Consider the following 24,026-nt stretch of genomic DNA (forward strand, 5'->3'; position numbering starts at 1 on the left):
GGGGTAACGTGGTTACAACTACACTCACAGGCAAGACCGCTAGCGCTTCATCAACTACCGCATCGTCAAATGTTTTAATTCTTGATGGTGGGTTAGGCAGAGAATTAGAACGAGTTGGGGCTCCCTTCCGGCAACCTGAATGGTCTGCTTTGTCTTTAATGGAAGCGCCCGATTTAGTAGCCCAAGTGCATCAAAACTTCGTGGATGCGGGTGCAAAAATTATTACCACCAACACTTACGCGTTAGTGCCTTTTCATATAGGGCAAAAACAGTTTGATGAACAAGCATTTTCGCTTGCCGCGCGCGCGGCCAGTATTGCCAGTACTGTGGCTAAAAAGAATGATATCTCAGTTGCTGGCTGTATTCCTCCAGCTTTTGGCTCTTACAAACCTGAGCTATTCTGTGCCGAGCAACTCTCTTCTATTTTGCTGCCGTTGATTGAAGCACAAACACCCTACATCGATTTTTGGCTTGTAGAAACTGTTTCTTCGGTAGAAGAAGCCAGCGCGGTAACCTCTTTAATAAAAGAACACTCATCTAAACCAATTTGGCTTTCTTACTCGCTCAGTAATCGTCATAACTTTTCAAACCCGGTGACCTTGCGGTCTGGTGAGTCACTTAATGCTATACTGCCCACACTAGACAACTTGGATGCCGTGTTGTTTAACTGCTCGCAACCTGAAGAGATGGAAGCAGCCATTAAGTTCACACACCTGCATAATACCGATATGAACATCGGTGTTTATGCCAATAGCTTTTCAGAGCATGTTAGAAAGCATGATGCTAACGAAATGCTGTCGACGTTGCGTGAGGACGTCACCCCTGAGAAATACCTAGCGTACGCACAAACGTGGGTGAACGCTGGCGCTACAATTGTAGGTGGATGTTGCGGCATAGGCCCTGACCATATAAAAGCCTTGGCGAAAGGGTTAGCTAACCATTCAAAAATAGCAGACTGATTTGCAATCAATCACCTGCTATTTTGCCCGTACCAGCGACTAACGCGTGACCACGTTTTTAGCGCCTTTTATTAACGCTTCTTTATCGATTTTATTGGGTACTTCAACACCACGGCGCGCCGCAGGCCGTGCTTCGATACTGTTTTTCCAGCGAGTTAAGTTGTCTAGTCCTTCTATGCTCACGCCCGACCATTCGTAGGTTCGCACCCAGCACCAGTTCGCCATATCGGCAATGCTGTAATCGCCGGCTAAATATTCGTTGTCTTCTAATCGCCCATCTAGCACTGTAAACAATCGGCGTACTTCATTTTGATAGCGGTCGATAGCAATAGGGATTTTTTCTTCTAAATAGCGATGGAATACATTCGCCTGCCCCATCATTGGCCCAATACCGCCCATTTGAAACATAACCCATTGCATTACTTGGCTTCGGCCTTTGACATCTGTGGGTAAAAACTTGCCTGTCTTTTCAGCTAAATAAAGCATGATGGCGCCAGATTCGAAAACCACATGGTCGCCTTCGCTTTTGTCCACAATAACGGGAATCCTGCCATTTGGGTTCATGGCGAGGAACTCAGCGGTTTTTTGCTCGCCTTTCATTAAGTTTACCCCGTGCACGGTATAGTCGAGTTCCATTTCTTCTAGTGCTACTGAGGCTTTCCAGCCATTGGGGGTTGCTGCAGTGTATAAATCAATCATTAGGCTTTTGCACTCGCTCTGCTGCTAACATTGTCGTACCAACGCTGAAGATTCGTTTGTTCATCTTTAATTCGAATATCGACCACCCGTGCAAAATCGATGGCACATAGCGCAGTAATATCCGCAATAGAAAAGGTGTCTCCCGCTATAAACTCGTTTAGTTCGAGTCGGCGTTCGAGAATATTAAAGTACTTCGAAGCATTGATACCGGCTTCTTTGCCGTATTCTGGCACAGGTACCATTCTGTCTTTGAAGTAACCTGTGGTGTGTTGAAAGCACATGCCTACTTGTAACATTAGCGCCATTTCAACTTGCCGCTGCCACATCGAGATGGTGGCTTTTTCAATAGGCGTAGTGCCTAACAAGGAAGGTTCTGGATGAATGGCTTCAAAGTAAGTACAAATCGCGTCGGTTTCAGCAATGCAGGTACCGTCGTCCAACTCTAAAATAGGAATTTTACCTAGTGGGTTTTTCGCACGCATTTCAGCGCTTAAATTTTCACCCTTTTGAATATCTACTTGTACATACTCTACTTGTGACTTTTCAATCCCTTTTTCGGCAAGGAACATGCGAACACGGCGAGGATTAGGCGCTGTTTTGGTCTCGTAAATTTTCATAGGCAATATTGTATTGTTGGAATGTTAACAGCCAGATTAGTGCTGCTTGCGCGTGGGTTCAAATCATATTCCATTGGGGTACAACTATTAAAAGGTTGAATGGTTATACCTGTTCACGAATTTGTATCGACTAACACACGCAGCCGCTTTTGTTCGGTACTCGAGAAGTGAGTGTGCCTGTACGTTGACAAGGCATCTTGCCGTGCATCCTCTTTCATCCCACTAGCGCTTATATGTTGCTGGTATTTGCGGTAGGCATCTATACGTTGTTGCCATAGTGCCTGCGCCTCCCATAATGCCGAAAAACGCTCAGCTACTTGATGACCAAACTCAGCGGCAATAGCCTGGTAACGAGACTCTGAATCTGCATATCTTTGCTTAATTTGGTTAATTTTTTCCATGTCTAAGGTAGGTTGAAAAGCCGCTTTTTCCTGTTCATCTAGTGCATTTAATTGACCAAAGATCTCATTTCGTTTTTGCTCCCGTGAAAGGTCGCGATCGTTAGCAATAGCAAGGCGGGCAAGAGCCCTTGCGTCAATAGCCGCATCAGCAGAAAACAAGTACTCATACTCTTCTTGAGAAAAGTAACTAAGACGCAGCGTATCTCTTGTTGCTAGCTTTTGTTCAACGTCACTTAGCGAAATACCGGCATACGTTACATCAGTGATAGTGCTCTCGTTTGATACTGTGAGCACCTTGTCAATTTCAGCATCGGTATTTGTCAATGCTACTTTATATTCAACATATCGGGTGAATACATCAGCGGCGTACATAGCCGTTGTAGCCTCATACATGTCTGTAGCATTCACACTAAACCGTGCAGTAACTTCGTTATCTGAAGCGCCTTCATTAGCAAAAATAAAGCGATCGAAATTGTCTTTCACGCCAAAATATAAGGTGAATACTGGCAATTTCGAACCGTGGTCATTGACTTTCTTGACTGGCTGAACCGCTTTTTTAATTTCAGTTTCTGTCGCATCTTTATTGGGTAATGCTGACGTTGAAAGTTGGCGATTTTCACGTATCTCCCCCTCACCGACAATCCGACTCTCGCTTAATGGAATAATAACTACGAATACGAAAAAGAGGGCAACGCCCCCTCCCATTAATACCCACCGGCTCATTATAAGCCTTGGTTTTTCAGACGGTTGGCTTGGTCAATAAATACATCCACTGGATTGGTTTCAAACCAATGGGTGATGCCAAAGCTTTGGTTAACTTCATCAAGGTGATTCATCTTGTAGTTATCTTTAAGCACTTTACCTAAATGAGAGCTACAAGAAGACACCAGCCCATCATTGGTTTCACCAAATGCTATTCCAGTGATGGCAAGAAAAGGGTCGACCACGTCCAGCGCATTTGTGTAAGTTCTACCACCACTCCAAGAATAATAGTACACACCATTCTCACCTAACTGTTTGCCGTCATTGCGGCAGTAGGCCGAGGGCATGCCTTCGGGGTAGCGTGCGTTGAACGCAATTGAACCAGAAGTTGATAGCGAGGTTAGCGCAGCCACAGAGTCGGTAGGTTTATCTCGAGGGTCTGAGCCTGAAGCAAGTTCGATAAGATTAGCAAAAGCGTCGGTGATCAACCCCACAGTTCCTTCTTGTACAGACCCTTCCGTAAGCCCACTTTTCAATACATCTGCCACAGCGCTTCCCCAGTTCACACCGGCTACGGAGGTAACCGAGGCTACTTTGTTGGGCGCTACGCTTGCGGCATACCTCGCCGTAGGGCCCCCATGGCTATGGCCGATAAGGTTAACCTTATCGGCGCCTGAAAGTGCAAGTACCTCATCAATATAGTTAAGTAACTGCTCTCCCCTCACTTCAGTAGAGTTAGAAGGAGACACTTCTGCGATATAAACTACTGCGCCGTTTCGAGATAGTTTTTGTGGCACCTTGTAAAAGTAATCTACAAACAGGATGTCATCAAAACCGAAGAGACCGTGAACCAGTACAATAGGATATTGTGTTTTAGCATAGTTGCCTGCCCAAGATTGAGCTGGCAATACTGCGACAAGCAAAAACAGCATGAGCGTTGTTATTTTCGTTCTTAGTTTCATTGCATGTTCCCTGAATTATAAACATTAGTGGTCTGAGGCCAGACCTGAGTTATTTTTATGTTAATTTAATGTAAATAGCAAGATAAATAAGAGAACGACGCCCTATGCAATTACTTAGAGGCTTTACACATAGTCAGGGTTATTAAGGAAAGAAAAACGTAAAATGCTTTATATTCAGAAGGCTACCCTGAAAATAGGGTATAAGCCTTTATACTATTTAATAAACGAATAAAGAGAATAGGGAGAGGTTATAGCTAGGGAAAATGTTAACCGCCCTATGCAATCGAGAGTCATATGCTCCGGCTATTTGGCTTAATTACTTCCGATGGTAAACCTGTAGGTAATTGACGCTTAGGCTGGGAGTAAGTTTCCATACTTTGGTGAATGGATTTAATGCCATGCCTGTCTCATGATTAAGCGTAAACTCTTCACCTACCCATTGGTTGAGTTCAGTGGGTTTAACAAATTTTTGCCAGTCGTGAGTACCGACAGGTAAATATCGCATGACATATTCAGCGCCTACAATCGCGATAATATAACTCTTTATAGTTCTATTTAATGTAGCAAGCACCAATAAGCCGCCGGGCTTCACTAAGCTTGCACACTCTTTTATTAACTGCACTTGATCAGGTACATGTTCAACGACTTCCGCATTAATCACTATATCAAATTGACGCTCTTGGCTTACTAAATCGGACGAAAGCCCATGCATGTAGTTCACTTCCACATTGCTTTGCTTTGCATGCCGCTTTGCTACTTCAATACTCATAGCACTTGCATCTATGCCGGTAACATCCGCCCCCTTCAACGCCAGCGGTTCACTGATTAGTCCTCCCCCGCAACCAATATCTACGATTGAGAGCCCAGAGAAAGGCTTGGTTTTATCCATAGGGTTCGCTTGGAAGTTTGTTTTAGACGCCTTTTGAACAACGCGCTGCGCTTGCTCGCTTTTCATAAAGTGGCTGGTTATTTGAGATTCAATGACAGATAACCGTGCACGATTGAAATCTAATGCCGTTTTATAATTTCCATTGGGATCCCACCAGCTTTCAGCCAGCGCATCAAAGCGGTCGATTTCCTGTTTTGAAAAATTAATGGGCGCTGATTTTTGGCTTTTATCTAACATGCACTAACACCAGTTTATAAAAAAGGTAAGTCATTCAAATCTATCTACGCTGGCTTTCCGTAAGTAAAGCTTATGGGGTATTGTGCTGCCCACGGCTAACAGATGCCTGAGTTTTATGAATAATAGGTATACAATCAATGCTTATACGCGCAAAAAGAGGTATTCGTTTTGGCCAATGCTAAAAATGTCTATGGAAGACCACTACAACTATGTTGTGGTAACACAGGTTACACCCGGGAAGGCTTTTGCTACGTGCCCGATGCAGATGTAGGAAACCACAGTGTGTGTGCGGTAGTTACCGATGAATTTCTACAATTTTCATTACGTCAAGGCAACGACTTGATTACACCTTGGCCTAGTATGGACTTTGCTGGCTTACTGGCGGGCGACAGGTGGTGCTTATGTGCCGCCAGATGGTTGCAAGCTTATGAAGCAGGCGTTGCTCCCAAAGTGCGATTAGAAGCGACTCATGAACGGGCGCTAGATATTATCCCTCTGGCCACCCTTGAAGCTTTTGCTGCAGAATAAAAAAAACGGGTGACTTCCATTGGAAGTACCCGCCTTTGAACTGTCTAGTCTATTTGAACGCTAGGTCGTTTTAAGCCCTAAGGCGTTCGAATAACCATAAGTCGTGTTTCAGTCATGTCTTCTATGGCATAACGAATGCCTTCACGGCCAAGCCCTGAATCTTTTACGCCGCCATAGGGCATGTTATCTACACGCCAGCTAGGAACGTCGCCGATGACTACACCACCTACTTCAAGCACATCCCATGCTTTATGTGCTTTATAGATATCACGAGTGAAGATACCGGCTTGCAGCCCATAACGACTGTTATTCACTTCCTCTAATGCACTATCGTAATCGTCGAACGGCTGTAATATAGATAGCGGCCCAAATGCTTCCTCAGCACTTGCATCACAATCTTTTGATACGTTTTCCATTACCGTCGCTTGCAGCATGGCACCGTCTCTTTCGCCGCCGCATAGCACACTTGCGCCAGCCTCTTTGGCATCTTTAATCCAACCTTCCAAACGCTTGGCCTCACCTTCTGAAATCATGGGGCCAATGAAAGTATCTTCATCGCTAGGATCGCCAGACACTAATGCTTCAACTCGTTCTACATAGCGAGACTTAAATTCATCGTAAATAGCAGAATGCACCAATAAGCGCTGCACAGAAATACAGCTTTGCCCTGATTGGTAGTAGGCTCCAACGATAATTCGGTCGATAGCGTCACTAATGTCAGCGTCTTCATCTACTATACAAGCGGCGTTACCACCAAGTTCCAACACCACAGGTTTTTTGCCAGCTTTCGCTTTTAACGCCCAGCCCACATCAGGCGAGCCAGTAAAGCTTAGTAGCTTCAATCGCTCATCGGTGGTAAATAAATCGGCGCCATCGCGGCTACAAGGAAGAATTGAAAATGCGCCTTTTGGCATTAGCTCGCATTCTGCTAACACTTCACCAATAATCAACGCACCGATAGGCGTGCGAGAAGCAGGCTTAAGTACAAACGTGCAACCCGCGGCAATAGCCGGTGCCACTTTGTGTGCAGCTAGGTTCAGCGGGAAGTTAAACGGTGAGATAAACGAACAAGGGCCAATAGGCACTTTTTTCGTCATACCTTGGTATCCTTTGGCGCGGGCAGAAATTTCTAAATTAACCACTTCACCATTAATTCTTACCGATTCTTCTGCCGCAATTTTAAACGTATCAATCAACCGGCCTACTTCGCCTTTAGCGTCCTTAATAGGCTTACCCGCCTCAATACACAACGCCTTACCTAATTCGTCTGCACGCTCTGTAAAGCGCTTAACGCAATGCTCTAATATTGCTTGGCGCTCGTAAGGTGCGAGCGCTGTCATTGCAGGTTGTGCCTTTTCAGCAGCTTCAATAGCTTTATCAATAACTTGTGCATCGGCCAACGCCACTTTTGTGGCCACTTCACCAGTGTACTTATTGGTCACTTCTAAATCGGTATTGGCAAAACAAGATTCGCTTGCAAGGTAATAGGGATAGCTGTCTTTTAACATGTTCACTCCTTATAATTTTGCGCTTAGTTCGGCAATCGTATGGTTAAGTGTTTCGTCATTCATGCTGTAGTCTACGGGGCAGTCGATAACGTGAACGCCTGGCGTATTTAAACAACTTTCTACCATAGGGATTAGCAACTCGGTACTGTCTACGCGCCAACCATGGGCACCGTAGCTTTTTGCGTACTTCACAAAATCTGGATTACCGTAATCCAAACCGAACTCGTCAAACTGCATATTGGCTTGTTTCCATTTAATCATTCCATACGCATCGTCACGCAGTATGATCACAATAAGGTCAAGCTTGAGACGAACCGCCGTTTCAATCTCTTGACTGTTCATCATGAAACCGCCATCTCCGCACACACTCATTACCGGCACATCCGGCTTCACTAGTTTTGCAGCTATTGCCGAGGGTAAACCTGCACCCATCGACGCCAGCGCATTGTCTAGCAGCAAGGTATTAGGATGATAAGCGGGATAATTTCGCGCAAACCAAATTTTATATACACCGTTATCTAAGGTGACTATGCCATCATCTGGCATAACTTTTCGAATATCGCGAACAAATCGTTCTGGCAATATCGGGAATCGGTTGTCGTTTTCCGCTTCCGCTCTGTGTTTTTCATAGGCATCGTGTACGTCCTTATAGAAATCGAGTTTCCAACCCTCTTGCGGCGTAATGCCTTCTTTTATTTGCCAAATACTATTGGCAATGTCTCCTACTACCTCAAGTTGTGGAAAGTACACGGGGTCGACAGCAGCTGACTCAAAGTTCATGTGAATGACTTTTTTGCCATTGTCATGCATAAAGAAAGGTGGCTTTTCCACCACGTCATGCCCAACATTAATAATAAGGTCGGCTCTTTCTATCGCTCTATGAACAAAGTCGTTATCTGATAAAGCGGTATTTCCCGCAAACCTTGGGTCGCTTTCGTTCAGCACCCCTTTACCCATCTGTGTGGTCACAAAGGGTATGCAGGTTTTATCAACAAATTCCCGCAACATTTTTGCGGTTAGTTTTCTATTTGCTCCCGCGCCAATTAGCAACAACGGAGAGGTGGCCTCTTCAATCATTGAAATGGCTGATGAAATCGCTTTGTATTCTGCAATAGGCCGTCTTGACGTACTTGGTGTTAATAAGGGTACTGAGGTGTGCTCATCAGCAATATCCTCAGGCAACTCTATATGGACAGCACCTGGGCGCTCTTCCGATGCTAACCGAAATGCTTCGCGTACGACTGAGGGAATACGATCGCCGCTGACCACTTGCGTGGTAAATTTAGTAATGGGGCGCATCATATCGACAATGTCGATAACCTGAAATCGGCCTTGTTTGCTGGTTTTAATGGGCTTTTGCCCTGTGATCATTAACATGGGCATAGCCCCAAGTTGCGCATACGCAGCAGGGGTAACTAGATTGGTCGCACCTGGGCCAAGGGTAGATAGACACACGCCAACTTTACCGGTTAGTCTTCCGTAAGTGGCTGCCATAAAACCCGCACCTTGTTCATGGCGGGTAAGTACAAGTTTAATTGAGGAGGTTCTTAACGACTCAAGCAAGTCGAGGTTTTCTTCGCCAGGAATGCCAAAGATGTATTCTACACCTTCAGCCTCCAACGCTTTTACGAAAAGGTCAGACGCTTTCATTAATCCTACACTCCATTTTACGTTAGTATTCACGCGGCAAACGCGTATTAGTAAAGGTTGCTACGCAAAGAGTATAGATAACGATTAATGTGGTTTTGTGAAACTATTCAACAACACCTACCTATTGGCGCTTATTGCTGGTCCAGTTTCTTTTCCCATTCCGTTAACTTTTTCTGAGTTTGGGCATCTACGTCGGCTTTATTTTCGCTTATCCACCACTTTTCCATCAAGCGCACATTTTTCTGATTGGCTTTATAAAATACATCAACAATATCACCGATAAAGGGAACAAAGCCTAAGCCAAAGTCGATGGCGGAATTCTTTACCATCTGAGCCACAAGCGAGCTGGGCATGCCTAGCGATTTCCCTAGCCAGACAATACGAAGTGAAACGAGCAACATTATTGCATCACCAGCTCCCGGAATTAGACCTACCAGAGAATCGAGGCCCACCCGAATAGGGATAAAGGGTAACTTAACCGCAGTATCAAGCAAGTTTGCTAACTTTTGTGCCTTTAAAAGCGCCTTGGGGGCTTTACTATCCATGTTTAGCTACCTTATTAATCTAATAACAATTACTGGCTATTTATCTGCGCCTAGCGCGCGAGCTAAGCCAGCCCGAAGTGCAGTATCTTTATTTACCGTCCAGCCGTGTAAATTTTCCTTCACTAAACCAAACAGCATATCAATGTGTTCTTCATCACTGTTAAGTGCAGGAATATACTCATACTTCTCGCCACCTGCTTCCATGAAGTATTCACGGTTCTCTTCGCCAATCTCTTCAATGGTTTCCAAGCAGTCCGCTGAGAAACCAGGACACATAACCTGAATGGACTTCACACCATTGCCAGGCAGTGACTTCATTGTTTCATCAGTGTAGGGCTTCAACCATTCAGCTTTACCGAAACGAGACTGAAAGGTAGTCATATACTCATCATGAGTTAAACCCAATTCTTCAGCCAACAAACGAGATGTTTTATGACATTCGCAGTGGTACGGATCACCGTTTAATAGATAGCGCTTCGGAATACCGTGATAAGACAGGATAAGCTTATCCGCTTTACCGTGTTCTTCCCAGTATGCCCGTACTTTATTTGCCAGGGCTTTAATGTAATCTGGCCTGTCGTTGTAATGATTCACAAAACGTAGTTCTGGTAACCAGCGGCGTTTAGTAAAGTCTTTAGCAATAGCATCAAAAGTAGACGCCGTAGTAGAGGCGCTATACTGAGGGTACAAAGGCAAGACTACTAACTTTCTCACGCCTTGGGACAACATGCGTTCAATTGCATCGCTGATAGCAGGGTTGCCGTATCGCATAGCGAAATCTACCATAACGTCGTCGCCATATTCAGCTTTGCAACGCGTTTCTATCGCCAATGCTTGTGATTTTGTGATAGTAAGTAAGGGCGAGCCTTCTTCTGTCCATACCGTTTTATACGCTTCTGCACTGCGTTTCGGACGCGTGTTCAGAATAATAAGGTTTAGGATAAACCACCAAAGCGCTCGTGGAATCTCGACCACGCGAGGATCTGAAAGAAACTCTTTTAAATAAGGACGCAGCGCGCCGGCAGTTGGGCTGTCTGGCGTACCTAGGTTAGTTACTAACACACCGATTTTGTCTGATTGGCTGTGAGTAAAACCCTGATTGCTTTTGAACTTCATCAATTATTCCGTGCTAAAAAAACAATATAACTAGTATACTGAATTTACGGAAATTTTGGGTGAATAGACCACAAATTTACCACGATTAGTGTAATTAAATTTAGCGATTAAAAAAGGCGGCCTTAGCCACCTTTTTAGTCTTTCCGTTTTCAACCGTTATGGTTGATAGTAGGTTGCGGCACCGGGCCCTACTGGCATGCTCAATACAAACACCCACAAATAAAATAAGATTGTCCAACCCACAATAAATACCATAGAGTACGGTAACATCATGGCAATCAAGGTTCCCATCCCCAAGTCCTTCTTGTAGCGCGCCGCCATAGCTAAGATAAGCCCAAAGTAGCTCATCATTGGAGCGATAACATTCGTTACCGAATCACCAATACGGTAAGCCGCCTGAATCACCTCTGGTGAATAGCCTATCAACATCAGCATAGGCACAAAAATAGGCGCAGTTACTGCCCACTGCGCCGAGGCGCTACCTAACGATAAGTTAACCACACCACACATTAAGATGAACAAAATAAACACTGACGGGCCATCTAGGCCAGCCGCTTGTAGAAGCGCTGCGCCTTTAACGGCTAACACTGTGCCCAGGTTAGTCCATTTAAAGAACGCTACAAACTGCGCAGCGAAGAAGACTAGGGTGATATACAGCCCCATTGCGCCCATGCTTTTTGACATCGCATCAATTACGTCACGATCATTTTTCATCGACCCTGTTACGCGGCCATAAACAAACCCGGGAACGGCAAAGGAAACAAAGATGAACGCAACAATACCTTTTAAGAAAGGGGAACCCGCTACCGCCCCAGTTTCCGGATGACGCAAAATTCCGTTTTCAGGTACGATAGTTAACGCCAGAATACCGCATACCACTACAAAGGCGATACCCGCCCAACGAAGCCCTTTCTTTTCAATATCCGAAGGCGCGTCCATTGATTGCTTGCTTAAGTCTACAGAAGCTTCTGATTCGTCGAATTTGCCTAATCGAGGCTCTACCACCTTTTCAGTCACCAGAGCACCCATAGTGGCCACCACAAAGGTACTGATAAACATAAAGTACCAATTAACTTCTGGGCCTACCATGTAATCAGGATCAATCATATGAGCAGCGGCTTCGGTAATGCCTGAGAGTAAGGGGTCAACCGTGCCAAGTAACAAGTTAGCACTGTAACCTGCGGATACACCGGCAAAGGCGGCTGCAAGTCCTGCAAGAGGGTGGCGACCTAACGAATGAAATATCATAGCGGCAAGCGGTATTAACACCACATACCCAAGCTCTGAGGCGGTATTTGAGATAATACCTGCAAACACAACAGCAAAAGTAACCGTACGTTTTGAAGCATTCATCACTAATGAACGCATGGTGGCTGACAACAAGCCTGAGTGCTCTGCAACTGATACACCAAGTAATGCAACCAATACGGTGCCAAGAGGGGCAAAGCCGGTAAAGTTAGTTACTAGGCCAGTAACAATACGCTGCAAGCCTTCCGCGCTCATTAGCGAGATAACTTCGATCATGCCATCAGCTTCGCGACCTTTTGCACCTTCAGGGCGAGGGTCAACTACCGCTAAATCGAAATAGCCAAGAATACCGCTTAACACCACGATAAAGCAGGCTAACATCGCGAATAAAGTCACGGGGTGTGGCAGTAAATTTCCAAGAAATTCCACAGTAGCAAGGAATCGGGAGAATAAACCACCCTGTCCGCCCTGGTTTTGGGCAGATTTATCTTTTGTATTTTCCGGAATCAAAACATTCCCTCTGTCGTTTTTATTACCCAGTCATTACCCACTAAACAGCAGTGATATCTGCCATGTAGTTCAATAATGCTGCGTTTTATAATAATAAATTCGCGCTTATTTTAACGTATTTTGAGCAATTTTGGCAGTAGGTGGGTAAATTGAACAATTTAAAACCTTTGTAAAGCGCCGAAAAAATTCAGTAAACCGCATAACTTTCAGATAATTACGCACTTTACAGCAGGTACAAAAAAGCCAGTCTAAAGACTGGCTTTTTAACAGAAAAACGATGTTAGGTATTAATTACCTTTAGATGCGTTCATGTAGCGGAAAAAGTCGCTATCAGGCGCGATCACCATCACATCTTGCTTATTATTGAAGCTGGCTTTATATGCATCCATACTTCTTAAGAAGCTGTAAAAATCAGCATTTTTAGAATAAACATCTGCATAGATTTCTGCTGCTAAGGCATCACCTTCACCTTTAAGCTGACGAGCATTACGTTCAGCATCAGCAAGCATTACCGTTACCTTTGCGTCTATATCAGCGCGGATAACTTCAGCTTGCTCTTGACCTTCTGAACGGTGTTCTCTTGCCACTGCAGCACGCTCAGCACGCATACGTTGGAAGATTGAGTTACTCACTTCCGTAGGCAGGTTGATTTGCTTAACACGTACATCAACAATTTCGATACCAAGCTCATCAGAAGACGTTGAAGCCTGCTCCATTGCTTGGTTCATTAATGCTGAACGCTCACCAGATACAATCTGTGCAATAGTACGCGTACCAAATTCAGAACGTAATCCGTTATTCACTTTTTGTTTCAATAGCGCTTCGGCTTGCAACTTATTACCACCTGTTGAAAGGTAATAACGGGCAAAGTCATCAATGCGCCACTTCACGTATGAATCAACTATTAAGTCTTTCTTTTCGCTGGTAACGAAACGGTCAGGCGTGTCATCCAATGTTTGTACACGTGCGTCTAGGTGACGCACAGAGTCAATGAATGGCAATTTGAAATGAAGACCAGGTTCGAATACTTTTGTATCGCCTGTGGCATCATCTCGTTGAACCTTACCAAATTGAATAACGATGGCACGTTCGCCTTCAGTTACTACGAACAAAGAGCCCGAAGCAAGAACCACTAGAAGTACTAATACTGCAATAGCTAAATTCTTCATCATGATTATCTCCCCTCTCTGTAGCTGTCACCACGCACACCAGAGGTGGATGATGAATTACGGCTGTTTTGGCCTTCGTCAGCCACTGGCATTTGTAAGCCTTCTAAGGTGCTGCGTGAACGAGGCGTTGAACTGCCTTGCTGGCGTTCCATGATCTTATCTAAAGGAAGATACATCATGTTGTTGCCACCTTTACTATCCACAAGGATTTTACTGGTACTACCCAATACTTCTTCCATTGTCTCTATGTAAATACGCTCCCGTGTTACCACAGGCGCTTTTTCGTATTGAGGCAATAACGCTTCAAAGCGAGCAACTTCACCCTGCGCTTCAAGCGTTACACGCTCTTTATATGCCTGCGCTTCTTCGTTCATACGATTAACTTGACCACGAGCACGAGGTTCAATCTCACGTGCGTAGGCTTCGGCTTCTCGAATGAAACGCTGTTCATCTTCCTGTGCTGAAATTGCATCATCAAATGCGTCTTTCACTTGCTCAGGTGGACGTGCATCACGGAAGTTCATGTCGATAATCGACACCCCCATGTTGTACGGTTCAATAATAGCTTGAAGCTCTTCCCAAACACGTTGGCGAGCCACTTCACGACCGTCGGTAAGCACATCATCCATTGTTGAATGACCTACCACGTAGCGAATTGCACTGTCTAAAGACTGGCTTAAGCTCGTTTCTGGGCTTTCAACAGCAAACGTCCAGCGGTACGGATCTACAACGCGAAATTGCATTTCCATCTGTACGCTAACCACGTTCTCGTCTTCCGTTAGCATAGAGCCTGACGATGATTGGTCGCGAATAGATTGCACATCAACAGGAATAACTCTGTCGATAAACGTTGGTGCCCAACGTAATCCAGGTTCAACTTGCTTAGCGTACTCACCGAAACGTAATACTACGCCTCGCTCAGCTTCACGAATGGTGTAAAAACCGCTTACAGCCCAAATGATCACTACCAAGCCAATTAAAATACCAGCACCGATACCGCCCAAGCTCTTACCTGAGCCTCCGCTACCGCCGCCAGATTTTCCGAACTTACCGAATAAGTTCTTGAATACATCATCTAAATCGGGTGGACCTTGATCACGTCCGCCGCGATTTTTCCACGGGTCGTTATTATTGCCACCCGGCTCATTCCAAGCCATGCTGATACTCCATAGATTACAGTTTTATTTTTGAAATTCGCATGCATTGCCGTGCTAAAAATTAGCAGCGGTTAATGTCGCACAACATACTCTGATATTCCGTTTTCTAAACGCTTTTCAAGTCTGTTCCAATCTGCCATTGGCATTCGAACATCTACCACCCAATCACCTTGATTGTCGTATTCTTCACTAGATATACAATTTAATTCAAATAGTACACCACGCAGACTACTTTGTGCTGGGGGTATTTTAAGCGTGTAGTTAACCATACTTTTACTCAAGCACTCTGTTAACGCTTGCCCAAGCAATTCGGTGCCTTCGCCGGTTTGTGCTGATAGCCATACACGGGTTGGAACACCTTCCTCGTTTCTTTCAATACGAGGTTTTATGTCATCTAGTTTATCAATCTTATTACATATTAGTAATTGTTGAATCTCATTAGCGTCGATTTCTTCCAACACATCGTTAACTTCATCGATGGTTTCACGATATTTCGCGTCTGCAATATCCACTACATGGAGCAAAAGATCTGCTTCTTGAGTTTCCTGAAGCGTGGCTTTAAATGCCGCCACAAGGTCGTGTGGGAGATGCCTAATAAAGCCTACCGTATCGGCTAAAATAGCAGGACCTACATCTTTCAAATCTATTTTTCTAAGCGTAGGGTCTAACGTAGCAAACAATTGGTCTGCCGCATATACGTGCGCATCGGTAATAGTATTGAAAAGGGTAGACTTACCAGCATTGGTATAGCCCACTAAGGATACTGTGGGAATTTCAGCACGCTTTCTAGACCTACGTCCTTGTTCGCGCTGCTTTTGTACTTTTTCTAAACGACGAAGAATAGCTTTTATGCGCCCACGAAGTAATCGGCGGTCAGTTTCAAGCTGAGTTTCACCCGGCCCACGTAAACCTATTCCACCTTTTTGGCGCTCTAAGTGAGTCCAACCTCGAATAAGGCGGGTAGAGATGTGACGCAATTGAGCGAGTTCAACCTGAAGCTTACCTTCATGTGTTCTTGCTCTTTGCGCAAATATATCGAGAATAAGCCCGGTTCTATCTAGCACTCTACATTGACAAACCGCTTCTAAGTTTCGCTCTTGCGAGGGCGACAAACTATGGTTAAAGATGACGACATTAGCGTCGTGCGCTTTAACTGCTGCTGCGATTTCTTCCGCTTTACCCGAACCCACAAAGAATTTAGCTTGGGGTGCACTTCGTGAAGTTGTGATAACTTCTACCGCGTTTACACCCGCAGAAGACACAAGCAATTCGAGCTCGGCTAAATCTTCTTTGCTGTTTTCATCAGTAAAATTAACATGAACTAGTACAGCCTGTTCACCGGCTTCATAACGGTCAAACAAGCGCGTTACCTTTTAATTTATTCAGCTTTAGTATTTTCAGATTCTCCTGTAGCACTCGGCATAGTAATAGCGCGAGCGGGAACAACGGTGGAAATAGCGTGCTTATACACCATTTGGCTTACTGTATTTTTAAGTAGAATCACGAACTGATCAAATGATTCAACTTGTCCCTGTAATTTAATGCCGTTTACCAGATAAATAGATACTGGAATACGCTCCTTGCGTAATGCATTTAAGAATGGGTCTTGTAAAGACTGCCCTTTAGCCATTTGATATCCTTAGTTTTTATTATTAGTGGCCCTTACTCATGGCCACTGCACGTCTAATGTATACCACACTCAACTTATTCAAGTGTGACTTTCGCTGTAATTTTAGTCAAATTATCTTTACAAAATGTGTCTAGCCAAGTGAGATTTTCCCACCCCCTAAGCCACGTAAGTTGCCGCTTAGCAAGTTGCCTAGTAGCGATAATGCCCCTTTCGCGCATTTGCTCGTAGGACAATTGGCCCTCTAAGTATTGCCACATTTGCCTATAGCCAACCGAACGAATTGACGGTAAATCTTCGTGAAGATCGCCTCGCTCAAACAGTCGTCTAACTTCTTGTTCAAATCCATCTTCTAGCATCATGTCAAATCGCTGAGCAATTCGCTCATGCAAGACGCTTCTATCTTCTGGAGCAATAGCAAATTGGCTAATATCGTAGGGGCAAGGACTGCCTTTCTCGTTTTGCCAGTCTGTTAGCGTTTTGCCCGTTCCACGAAATACTTCTAAAGCTCTGGTTAATCTTTGAGGGTCGTTAGGGTGAATTCTGTCACCACTAATGGGATCCACTCGGCAAAGTTCGTCGTGCAATTTTTGCCAACCGGAAGCTTCTGCTTCACTGGCTATTTCGCTGCGTATCTTTTCATCTGACTTAGGTAGTGGCGAAATTCCATTTATCAAGGCATTAAAGTACATCATTGTACCCCCAGCCAATATTGGTACCCTATTTCGACTATGAATCTCTTCTATAAGCCTAACCGCATCGTTACAAAACTGTGAAACAGAGTAACTTTCTGCTGGGTCAATAATATCGATAAGATGATGAGGAACTAACGATTTCTCAGCAGCCGTAGGTTTCGCCGTACCTATATCCATATTAGTGTAGACCAAAGCTGAATCGACGCTGATAATTTCACAGTCCATTTTTTCAGCCAGCGACAGTGACAAACCCGTCTTACCTGACGCCGTCGGCCCCATTATGGAAATAACAGGTAATTGAGACTTATCCTGAGACGATGCAGATTTTATGCCATCAACCATGGTTATTTCCCCATGTTGAAATCAGGCCTTCTAACGAGCGCACTTTACCAAATCGCTCTATACATTCCCATTGTTTCACGTCGTTTTTCTCATCCAACCAGTGCCACAATTGTGCGCATAATATTTCGTCCAAATCTTGGTCGTCAGATAAAACTAATTCATAGCGCTTATCATCATCTGCAACGTCACTCTCTAACAGCCTTTCAAACCAACGTATCCAAGGGAAGTGCCTTGTTCCTGCGGGTACCTGCTGCAATCTGTACTTGCCAGCCACTTGATTAATTTCAAAGTTAAGCGCGTTAAGCAGCTCAATTTTTTCAGGCTCTACGTGGGCAACTTCAAGCGCCACTGGCATTAGCAAAGGTTGTGAATGTTCAGCCGTTTCAAATACATCTTGTAAATACACGTTCGCGAAAGATTTTACATCCAGCAGGTAAACATTTTCAATGCGTACGTAAATTCTACAATATGAGTTTAGTGCAATATGCTGACTTTGCTCACGCTCTGTTGACGATAGCGTGTCGCTATTTGGCGTCATCAAACGATTAAAATTAGATTGATAAGCGGCGGTTGGCGCTTTCGATTGTCTGTGCCCCGATAAACCCGATAAAGAAGCGCCACCTGAGGCACCTAAACCCGATTGTGATGACGAGGCCGGAGAATGACTTAAAGGACGTATATAGTCATGACTTTGCTGCGGTGGATTAAATTTCACTGGTTCATCAAAGCGCTCAGCGTCACCATGGTGTTGAGTTTCACTCTCATTGGTAATTGAGTGCAATGCATCACATACTGTCTTACAAATAAAATCATGTACCAAGCGCCCTTGCTGAAAGCGAACTTCGTGCTTTGCCGGATGTACGTTCACGTCCACGTCTTTGGGATCGAGCGTTAGATAAACAACAAAAGAAGGCTGCTCTAGTACGCCCCATACACTTTCGTAAGCTTGCCTAATAGCGTGCATGATTAACTTATCGCGCATACCGCGCCCATTTACAAAGCTAAACTGGCAATCGTTACTGCTGCGCAGCATTACTTCGCTGCCTAGCCACGCATTCATGGTAATCCCTTCGTATTCAACATTGATATGTACAGCGTTATCAATGAACTTTTGCCCAACTACAGCGGCAATACGAGGGGCAAGTGAGCCATGTTTATCGGCAATATAGCGCTTAGTCGTCTTGCCGTTATGTTTCAGAATAAAACTAGCATGGGGGTAACTAAGGGCAATGCGCTTCACCACATCTTCAATATGTTGAAACTCTGTTTTTTCGGCGCGCAGAAACTTGCGCCTTGCCGGCGTATTGTAAAAAAGGTCGGCCACATCAATGGTGGTTCCTTTGGGATGAGCAGCTGGCTGAATATTAACGGCCATTTCCCGACCTTCGCAGTAGGCCTGCCACGCTTCGTTTTGTAATTCGGTTTTAGAGGTTAATGTTAAACGGCTAACCGAACTGATACTCGCGAGCGCTTCCCCACGAAAGCCTAAAGATAAGATTCGCTCTAAATCATCTAATGTTGATATTTTACTAGTGGCGTGACGGCTTAGCGCAAGCTGTAATTCGTCTTTAGCAATGCCACCGCCGTTGTCTTTTAAACGAATGCGCTTATGGCCACCTTTCTCAATATCTATTTCTATTTTATCTGCGCCTGCATCTAGGCTATTTTCTAGTAACTCTTTAACCACAGACGCAGGGCGTTCAACCACTTCCCCTGCGGCAATCTGGTTGGCCAATTGTGGCGATAATAATTGTATAGACAAAAGAAACTCGTAGGTAGAATTTGATTAACGCGATGTTAGGATCTTGGAATAGTAAGTACTTGCCCTATTCTGACCACATCACTATTTAAATTATTGGCAGCTTTTAAGCGGCTAACGTTTACATTGTAGCGCTGAGCAAGGAGCGAAAGCGACTCTCCACTTCTTACAGTATGGGTTCGACTATCAGCACGTTCAAGTGCCCATAATGTACCATCTGGGGGAACTTGCTTAAAATAGCGTTTTGCTGCGGTAAACATGGCTTTCGCCAGCTTTTCTCTGTGTTTACCCCAGTTAAGGTTTTTCTCTTCTTGCGGGTTTGAAATGAACCCGACTTCAACCAAGATGGATGGAATATCTGGCGCTGTGAGTACGGCAAAACTGGCTGCTTGAGGTGCACGCTTATGCAAAGAAGTTACCTGCTTCATTTCCTCAATCACTTTATTGCCTAAGTCATGACTAGTGGCCATACTGTGATCCATCGATAAACCAAGAATGGTTTCCGCCAGATAACGCTCGTTCGATTTATCACTGATCACTTCCGCAGCACCACCAAGTAATTCAGAGTGACGCTCTGATTTTTCTAGCCAGCGACCTAGTTCTGTATCGGCACGGCGCATCGACAGCACCCACACAGAGCCCCCTTTAGGTTGTGGTTGGCTAAATGCGTCGGCGTGAATAGATATTAATAAATCGGCTTTTTGCTTGCGAGCGAGTTCTGGGCGCTTGTTTGGCGATACATAGTAATCACCGCTGCGAGTCATTATGGCCCGCATACCACGCTCACCATTAATCATGGCTTCAAGTTTTTTGGCTATGCTTAATGTAATGTGCTTTTCATATGTACCGGCGGGCCCTATGGAACCTGGATCTTCACCACCGTGGCCCGCATCAATGGCAACAATAATGTCTCGGTTTCTATGGCTACTCGAACCATCCATTACGACGGAAGATGTCGAAGCACTTGACGGTGACTTGCTAGATGCAAAAGTACCTGAACTGCTTGGGCTCGCAGCGGGCGCACCACTGTCTTTCAAATCAATAACTAGCCTGTGACCGTAAGGTTTGGTGGGTGTCATTGCAAATAAAGACGGCGATGCTGCACGATTTAATTCTATAACCACCCGCGCAGATTGTTTATTTTTCGGTGTAGAGTAGCGCACCTTGCGCACTAAATCGCCAGAATCAGATTGTAGGGATAAGGTCTTGCTATCACTCGTATTTGATAAATCGATAACTAGGCGATGTGGATTTTTAAGGGGGAAGTAAGTGAATTCAGGCGCAGACGACATATCGAGTACAATTCGCGTGTTGTCTGGTGAGGGCCAAATTCTTAACCCATCAATTTGATTTTGTGCAGCATGGACAGTTTGTACTACAACCCAAATGCACATAACCGATAGAATTTTACGTACCATGCTTCGCCTTTATTTTGCTTGTTGCTACAAGCTTATAGTCGTTATTGTTTATCAAAGCTCATTATTTATAGCGTTTTACAACCTTGCAATATCTTTGCGCCTTTCACGCTTGTCGCTTCTACACTGAACTGACGACCAGTTGGCACAATATTTATACTAATCACTATGTCTGGTGATGCCAAGTATTCAGCGCCATTTTCTGACCATTCTATAAGGGCAATGTTTCCTGTGCCGAAATAATCTCGAATACCCATGAACTCAAGCTCTTCTGGGTCGGCTAAACGATACAAGTCAAAATGATAAATTGAGACATTCTCTAATTCGTAAGGTTCCACCAAGGTATAGGTAGGGCTTTTGACATTTCCGTCATGCCCTAATGCTTGAATGAAATACCGGCTGAAGGTGGTCTTTCCTGCGCCCAAATCGCCGTTTAAAAATATCACGGCATCTATTGGCTGCTGAGCCGCTACGGCATTCGCCAAATCCTTTGCCATTGATGACGTATCTTCAGGCGTTGCAGCAAAAAATGAAGAGTGTGGGTAAGACATCTTTTTAACGTTCCACATGTTCAAACTAAAAGGCTGAAATTGGCATTAAGCCTACACAGCCCATACCAATAGATTTACTGATTAATTAACGCACGTACGGCATCAAATAGATCGCTGGCTATCATACCACGTTGTCCATAAAGCTGGGCAATATCATCGCCCGCTTTAGCATGCAGCACCACACCATACTTAGCGGCGATATCAACACTAAGGCCTTGCGCCATTAGCGCACCTAATATGCCGCTTAGTACATCACCACTGCCCGCGGTTGCCATACCAGGGTTACCATGGCGACAAACCCACGTTTTCTTTTCGTTGTCGATAAGCGTACCGGCCCCTTTTAAAACACATACTGCATGGTAGCGCTGCGAACATTGCCTAGCGTAATTGAATCGGTCGCTTTCTACATCATCAACCGACACGCCCAGCAATCGGCCAGCTTCTCCCGCATGAGGAGTGAGTACGCAGTGTTCCAGTGTATATGCAGTTGACTGCTTGCATAAAAGATTTAGTGCATCAGCATCAATGACTATAGGTTTGTTTTCACTTTGGCAGTGTTTTAGTACAGCGGTAAATACGCTTTCTGACCACTCATCCTGACCAAGCCCAGGGCCAATGACTACGCATGACGACCAGGCTAAAGCATCATCTAAATGGCTTGATGTCACCATCAATTCAGGGCGGCCTGCACTAACTTGAATAGTAGACGCCTCGTGGGTATAAACTCGTACCATTCCGGCACCACTTCGTAGAGCCGCTTCGCCGGCTAGCCTAATAGCACCGGCCGTTCCGCGATTTCCGCCCACACACAGCAACCTTCCATAGGTGCCTTTATGGCTGTGCACATCGCGGGGGCCCATACCCTTGAAATGATCAATATTCAATAAAGTCGCGCTGGCTTTTGCTAGTGTTTGAAAGGCCTTTCCTACCCCCAAATCTGCATACACTAATTTACCGCAAGACTGTTTACCTGCACCGGTAACCAAACCCGGCTTGATACCCACAAAAGTAACGGTAACATCCGCTTGCACGCAGCGTCCTAAACTTTGGCCTGTGTTTGCATCTAATCCTGAAGGTACATCAATACTGACCACGGGGGTTGATGAATCATTGATGGCATCGATAACGTCGGCGAACTCATTGCGAATGTAGCTGTTAATTCCTGTACCTAATAGTGCATCGATTACTACGTCGGCTTTTTCAATCAAGGCAACATCGAAAGGTTTTATACTACCACCAGCATCTACCCACTGCTTTTGTGCAGTGCCCGCGTCGCCGTCTAACACACGGTCTGGCTCAATCGCGCAAACATGCACTTTTTTACCTGCTTTTTTTGCATTTAATGCGGTAATGTAACCGTCGCCAGCATTGTTACCTTGGCCTAGTAGAATTAAATACACATCAGAGTTAGCGAACAAACTCTGGCACTGCTCAAATACAGCACCACCGGCGCGTTGCATTAACGTGAACATGTCACAGCCAGACTGAGCAGCCGCTTCGGCTTCATTTTCTCTGACCTGATCGGCCCGAAACAGTTTGTATGATAAACTTGAGGTGAGTTGAGTATCTAGCATAAGTACATGTCCACTATTAATTCTATCGACCTAATTCAATTAACCCAAGATATCAAGGCTTGGGGCCGCGCGCTAGGCTTTCAACAAGTTGGTATTAGTGATATTGATTTACATCAGCATGAAGCCCATTTAACGCAATGGTTAGAGAACGACTATCACGGCGACATGGCTTTTATGGCTAACCATGGCATGAAGCGCGCCCGCCCCGATGAACTTGTGCCAGGCACACTGCGCGTAATTAGTGTGCGTATGAACTACCTTCCGCCTGATGCCTCTTTCGCAAAACATCTAAGTCAACCAGACACAGGTTATATCAGTCGTTATGCACTTGGTCGCGATTATCATAAGGTGCTGCGAAAGCGATTGAAGCAACTGGGTGAAAAAATCACCGGCGCGCTGAGCAACACTGAATACCGCCCTTTTGTCGATTCGGCGCCTGTTTTAGAGCACGCTATTGCAGAAAAAGCAGGAATAGGTTGGACTGGTAAACACAGTTTGACCATTAATAAAGAGGCTGGGTCTTGGTTCTTTTTAGGTGAGCTTTTTATTAACTTACCCTTACCGATTGATTCCCCCCTAGAAGAAGGCTGCGGTACGTGTACGGCATGTTTGACTATATGCCCAACCAACGCCATCGTCGCCCCCTACAAAGTAGATGCTAGACGTTGTATTTCCTATCTTACTATTGAATCAGATAAAGATATTCCCGAGGATCTTCGCCCTTTAATGGGTAATCGAATTTATGGTTGCGACGATTGCCAGCTTATTTGCCCATGGAATCGTTATGCTGATATTACTGAAGAAGAAGACTTTCACCCCAGAAAGGTTTTGCATGGACAGAGCCTAACAACGCTCTTTTCATGGGACGAAGCTACCTTTTTGAACAACACAGAAGGGTCGCCTATTCGACGGATTGGATTTGAAAAATGGCAACGTAATATTGCCGTCGCATTGGGAAATGCCAACTACAGCGAACAAACTGTTAATGCCCTTCAGACAAATCTTGGAAAAGTGAGCGATAAAGTGGACCGACACATTTCGTGGGCATTAGCACAACAAGAAAATAAAAAAGTGGGCTTAGCATTAGAAGAGAAAGCAAACAGACAACAAAAAAGATTAACCCGAGCAGTAGAGAAAGGGTTACCACGAGACGCTTAACAAAACCA

22 protein-coding genes are annotated in these 24,026 nt (G+C 44.9%); 3 read left to right on the forward strand and 19 right to left on the reverse strand.

The window, feature by feature from the left end; translation table 11 throughout:
- The first annotated feature begins 8 nt into the window (after positions 1–8).
- On the forward strand, positions 9–959 hold the full coding sequence (locus C7Y69_RS15325; RefSeq protein ID WP_126873292.1) for a homocysteine S-methyltransferase family protein: 951 nt from the start codon (positions 9–11) through the stop codon (positions 957–959).
- A 39-nt stretch (positions 960–998) separates the two neighbouring features.
- Here the strand turns inward: C7Y69_RS15325 and C7Y69_RS15330 are convergent, their stop codons facing one another.
- From C7Y69_RS15330 to ubiG, 5 genes are all read right to left on the reverse strand, one after another.
- Positions 999–1,658, reverse strand: a complete 660-nt coding sequence (locus tag C7Y69_RS15330) for a glutathione S-transferase family protein (RefSeq protein WP_126873293.1) — start codon at positions 1,656–1,658, stop codon at positions 999–1,001.
- Complete coding sequence (locus C7Y69_RS15335) at positions 1,658–2,275, reverse strand: glutathione S-transferase family protein (protein WP_126873294.1); 618 nt, start codon at positions 2,273–2,275, stop codon at positions 1,658–1,660. The genes C7Y69_RS15330 and C7Y69_RS15335 overlap by 1 nt, the downstream gene beginning before the upstream one ends.
- Before the next feature lie 113 nt (positions 2,276–2,388).
- The gene (locus C7Y69_RS15340) at positions 2,389–3,399 is read right to left on the reverse strand and encodes a lipase chaperone family protein (protein ID WP_126873295.1); all 1,011 of its coding nucleotides are present in this window, start codon (positions 3,397–3,399) and stop codon (positions 2,389–2,391) included.
- Positions 3,399–4,310 carry an esterase/lipase family protein gene (locus tag C7Y69_RS15345; RefSeq protein ID WP_126873319.1) on the reverse strand — a complete coding sequence of 304 codons (912 nt, stop codon included), beginning with the start codon at positions 4,308–4,310 and terminating at the stop codon, positions 3,399–3,401. The genes C7Y69_RS15340 and C7Y69_RS15345 overlap by 1 nt, the downstream gene beginning before the upstream one ends.
- A gap of 346 nt (positions 4,311–4,656) precedes the next feature.
- Positions 4,657–5,466 (reverse strand): bifunctional 2-polyprenyl-6-hydroxyphenol methylase/3-demethylubiquinol 3-O-methyltransferase UbiG, encoded by an 810-nt coding sequence (gene ubiG / locus C7Y69_RS15350; protein ID WP_126873296.1) that lies wholly within the window; start codon positions 5,464–5,466, stop codon positions 4,657–4,659.
- Between the two features lie 168 nt (positions 5,467–5,634).
- On the opposite strand from ubiG, the gene C7Y69_RS15355 reads away from it, so the two are divergent.
- Positions 5,635–5,994: a DUF2237 family protein gene (locus C7Y69_RS15355; RefSeq protein ID WP_041452628.1), complete on the forward strand. Its 360-nt coding sequence runs from the start codon at positions 5,635–5,637 to the stop codon at positions 5,992–5,994.
- Between the two features lie 77 nt (positions 5,995–6,071).
- On the opposite strand, the gene C7Y69_RS15360 is transcribed toward C7Y69_RS15355, so the two are convergent.
- The 14 genes from C7Y69_RS15360 to C7Y69_RS15425 form a co-directional block, all read right to left on the reverse strand.
- Entirely contained in the window at positions 6,072–7,502 is a 1,431-nt protein-coding gene (locus tag C7Y69_RS15360) for an aldehyde dehydrogenase family protein (protein WP_126873297.1), read from the reverse strand.
- A 9-nt stretch (positions 7,503–7,511) separates the two neighbouring features.
- Positions 7,512–9,152, reverse strand: a complete 1,641-nt coding sequence (locus tag C7Y69_RS15365; RefSeq protein ID WP_013786366.1) for an acetolactate synthase large subunit — start codon at positions 9,150–9,152, stop codon at positions 7,512–7,514.
- Between the two features lie 131 nt (positions 9,153–9,283).
- On the reverse strand, positions 9,284–9,697 hold the full coding sequence (locus tag C7Y69_RS15370) for a DUF4112 domain-containing protein (RefSeq protein WP_126873298.1): 414 nt from the start codon (positions 9,695–9,697) through the stop codon (positions 9,284–9,286).
- Between the two features lie 36 nt (positions 9,698–9,733).
- The gene (hemH, locus tag C7Y69_RS15375) at positions 9,734–10,813 is read right to left on the reverse strand and encodes a ferrochelatase (RefSeq protein WP_126873299.1); all 1,080 of its coding nucleotides are present in this window, start codon (positions 10,811–10,813) and stop codon (positions 9,734–9,736) included.
- A gap of 156 nt (positions 10,814–10,969) precedes the next feature.
- A complete protein-coding gene (locus C7Y69_RS15380) occupies positions 10,970–12,571 on the reverse strand; it encodes an AbgT family transporter (protein ID WP_260563530.1) in 1,602 nt (533 codons plus the stop codon).
- A 287-nt stretch (positions 12,572–12,858) separates the two neighbouring features.
- On the reverse strand, positions 12,859–13,740 hold the full coding sequence (hflC, locus tag C7Y69_RS15385) for a protease modulator HflC (RefSeq protein ID WP_013786370.1): 882 nt from the start codon (positions 13,738–13,740) through the stop codon (positions 12,859–12,861).
- 5 nt (positions 13,741–13,745) lie between these two features.
- On the reverse strand, positions 13,746–14,897 hold the full coding sequence (hflK, locus tag C7Y69_RS15390) for an FtsH protease activity modulator HflK (RefSeq protein ID WP_013786371.1): 1,152 nt from the start codon (positions 14,895–14,897) through the stop codon (positions 13,746–13,748).
- Positions 14,898–14,968: 71 nt separating this feature from the next.
- On the reverse strand, positions 14,969–16,258 hold the full coding sequence (hflX, locus tag C7Y69_RS15395; RefSeq protein ID WP_126873300.1) for a ribosome rescue GTPase HflX: 1,290 nt from the start codon (positions 16,256–16,258) through the stop codon (positions 14,969–14,971).
- Between the two features lie 17 nt (positions 16,259–16,275).
- Positions 16,276–16,527 (reverse strand): RNA chaperone Hfq, encoded by a 252-nt coding sequence (hfq, locus tag C7Y69_RS15400; protein ID WP_013786373.1) that lies wholly within the window; start codon positions 16,525–16,527, stop codon positions 16,276–16,278.
- A 74-nt stretch (positions 16,528–16,601) separates the two neighbouring features.
- Positions 16,602–17,561 (reverse strand): tRNA (adenosine(37)-N6)-dimethylallyltransferase MiaA, encoded by a 960-nt coding sequence (gene miaA / locus C7Y69_RS15405; RefSeq protein WP_126873301.1) that lies wholly within the window; start codon positions 17,559–17,561, stop codon positions 16,602–16,604.
- Complete coding sequence (mutL, locus tag C7Y69_RS15410) at positions 17,554–19,323, reverse strand: DNA mismatch repair endonuclease MutL (RefSeq protein WP_126873302.1); 1,770 nt, start codon at positions 19,321–19,323, stop codon at positions 17,554–17,556. The genes miaA and mutL overlap by 8 nt, the downstream gene beginning before the upstream one ends.
- Before the next feature lie 35 nt (positions 19,324–19,358).
- Complete coding sequence (locus C7Y69_RS15415) at positions 19,359–20,738, reverse strand: N-acetylmuramoyl-L-alanine amidase (protein WP_126873303.1); 1,380 nt, start codon at positions 20,736–20,738, stop codon at positions 19,359–19,361.
- A gap of 65 nt (positions 20,739–20,803) precedes the next feature.
- A complete protein-coding gene (tsaE, locus tag C7Y69_RS15420; protein ID WP_013786377.1) occupies positions 20,804–21,286 on the reverse strand; it encodes a tRNA (adenosine(37)-N6)-threonylcarbamoyltransferase complex ATPase subunit type 1 TsaE in 483 nt (160 codons plus the stop codon).
- Positions 21,287–21,360: 74 nt separating this feature from the next.
- Positions 21,361–22,860, reverse strand: a complete 1,500-nt coding sequence (locus C7Y69_RS15425; RefSeq protein WP_126873304.1) for an NAD(P)H-hydrate dehydratase — start codon at positions 22,858–22,860, stop codon at positions 21,361–21,363.
- 6 nt (positions 22,861–22,866) lie between these two features.
- Between C7Y69_RS15425 and queG the strand changes: the two genes are divergently transcribed.
- Entirely contained in the window at positions 22,867–24,018 is a 1,152-nt protein-coding gene (queG, locus tag C7Y69_RS15430) for a tRNA epoxyqueuosine(34) reductase QueG (protein ID WP_126873305.1), read from the forward strand.
- The last annotated feature ends 8 nt before the right edge of the window (positions 24,019–24,026 follow it).

The organism is Alteromonas sp. KS69 (assembly GCF_003989595.1).
GTDB lineage: Bacteria > Pseudomonadota > Gammaproteobacteria > Enterobacterales > Alteromonadaceae > Alteromonas > Alteromonas naphthalenivorans.

Excerpts from the sequence above, each read along its gene's own strand:
- C7Y69_RS15330 (WP_126873293.1), bottom strand. The coding sequence starts at position 1,658 with ATGATTGATTTATACACTGCAGCAACCCCCAATGGCTGGAAAGCCTCA.
- C7Y69_RS15335 (WP_126873294.1), bottom strand. The coding sequence starts at position 2,275 with ATGAAAATTTACGAGACCAAAACAGCGCCTAATCCTCGCCGTGTTCGC.
- C7Y69_RS15340 (WP_126873295.1), bottom strand. The coding sequence starts at position 3,399 with ATGAGCCGGTGGGTATTAATGGGAGGGGGCGTTGCCCTCTTTTTCGTA.
- C7Y69_RS15345 (WP_126873319.1), bottom strand. The coding sequence starts at position 4,310 with ATGCTGTTTTTGCTTGTCGCAGTATTGCCAGCTCAATCTTGGGCAGGC.
- ubiG (WP_126873296.1), bottom strand. The coding sequence starts at position 5,466 with ATGTTAGATAAAAGCCAAAAATCAGCGCCCATTAATTTTTCAAAACAG.
- C7Y69_RS15360 (WP_126873297.1), bottom strand. The coding sequence starts at position 7,502 with ATGTTAAAAGACAGCTATCCCTATTACCTTGCAAGCGAATCTTGTTTT.
- C7Y69_RS15365 (WP_013786366.1), bottom strand. The coding sequence starts at position 9,152 with ATGAAAGCGTCTGACCTTTTCGTAAAAGCGTTGGAGGCTGAAGGTGTA.
- C7Y69_RS15370 (WP_126873298.1), bottom strand. The coding sequence starts at position 9,697 with ATGGATAGTAAAGCCCCCAAGGCGCTTTTAAAGGCACAAAAGTTAGCA.
- hemH (WP_126873299.1), bottom strand. The coding sequence starts at position 10,813 with ATGAAGTTCAAAAGCAATCAGGGTTTTACTCACAGCCAATCAGACAAA.
- hflC (WP_013786370.1), bottom strand. The coding sequence starts at position 13,740 with ATGAAGAATTTAGCTATTGCAGTATTAGTACTTCTAGTGGTTCTTGCT.
- hflK (WP_013786371.1), bottom strand. The coding sequence starts at position 14,897 with ATGGCTTGGAATGAGCCGGGTGGCAATAATAACGACCCGTGGAAAAAT.
- hfq (WP_013786373.1), bottom strand. The coding sequence starts at position 16,527 with ATGGCTAAAGGGCAGTCTTTACAAGACCCATTCTTAAATGCATTACGC.
- miaA (WP_126873301.1), bottom strand. The coding sequence starts at position 17,561 with ATGGTTGATGGCATAAAATCTGCATCGTCTCAGGATAAGTCTCAATTA.
- C7Y69_RS15415 (WP_126873303.1), bottom strand. The coding sequence starts at position 20,738 with ATGGTACGTAAAATTCTATCGGTTATGTGCATTTGGGTTGTAGTACAA.
- tsaE (WP_013786377.1), bottom strand. The coding sequence starts at position 21,286 with ATGTCTTACCCACACTCTTCATTTTTTGCTGCAACGCCTGAAGATACG.
- C7Y69_RS15425 (WP_126873304.1), bottom strand. The coding sequence starts at position 22,860 with ATGCTAGATACTCAACTCACCTCAAGTTTATCATACAAACTGTTTCGG.
- queG (WP_126873305.1), top strand. The coding sequence starts at position 22,867 with ATGTCCACTATTAATTCTATCGACCTAATTCAATTAACCCAAGATATC.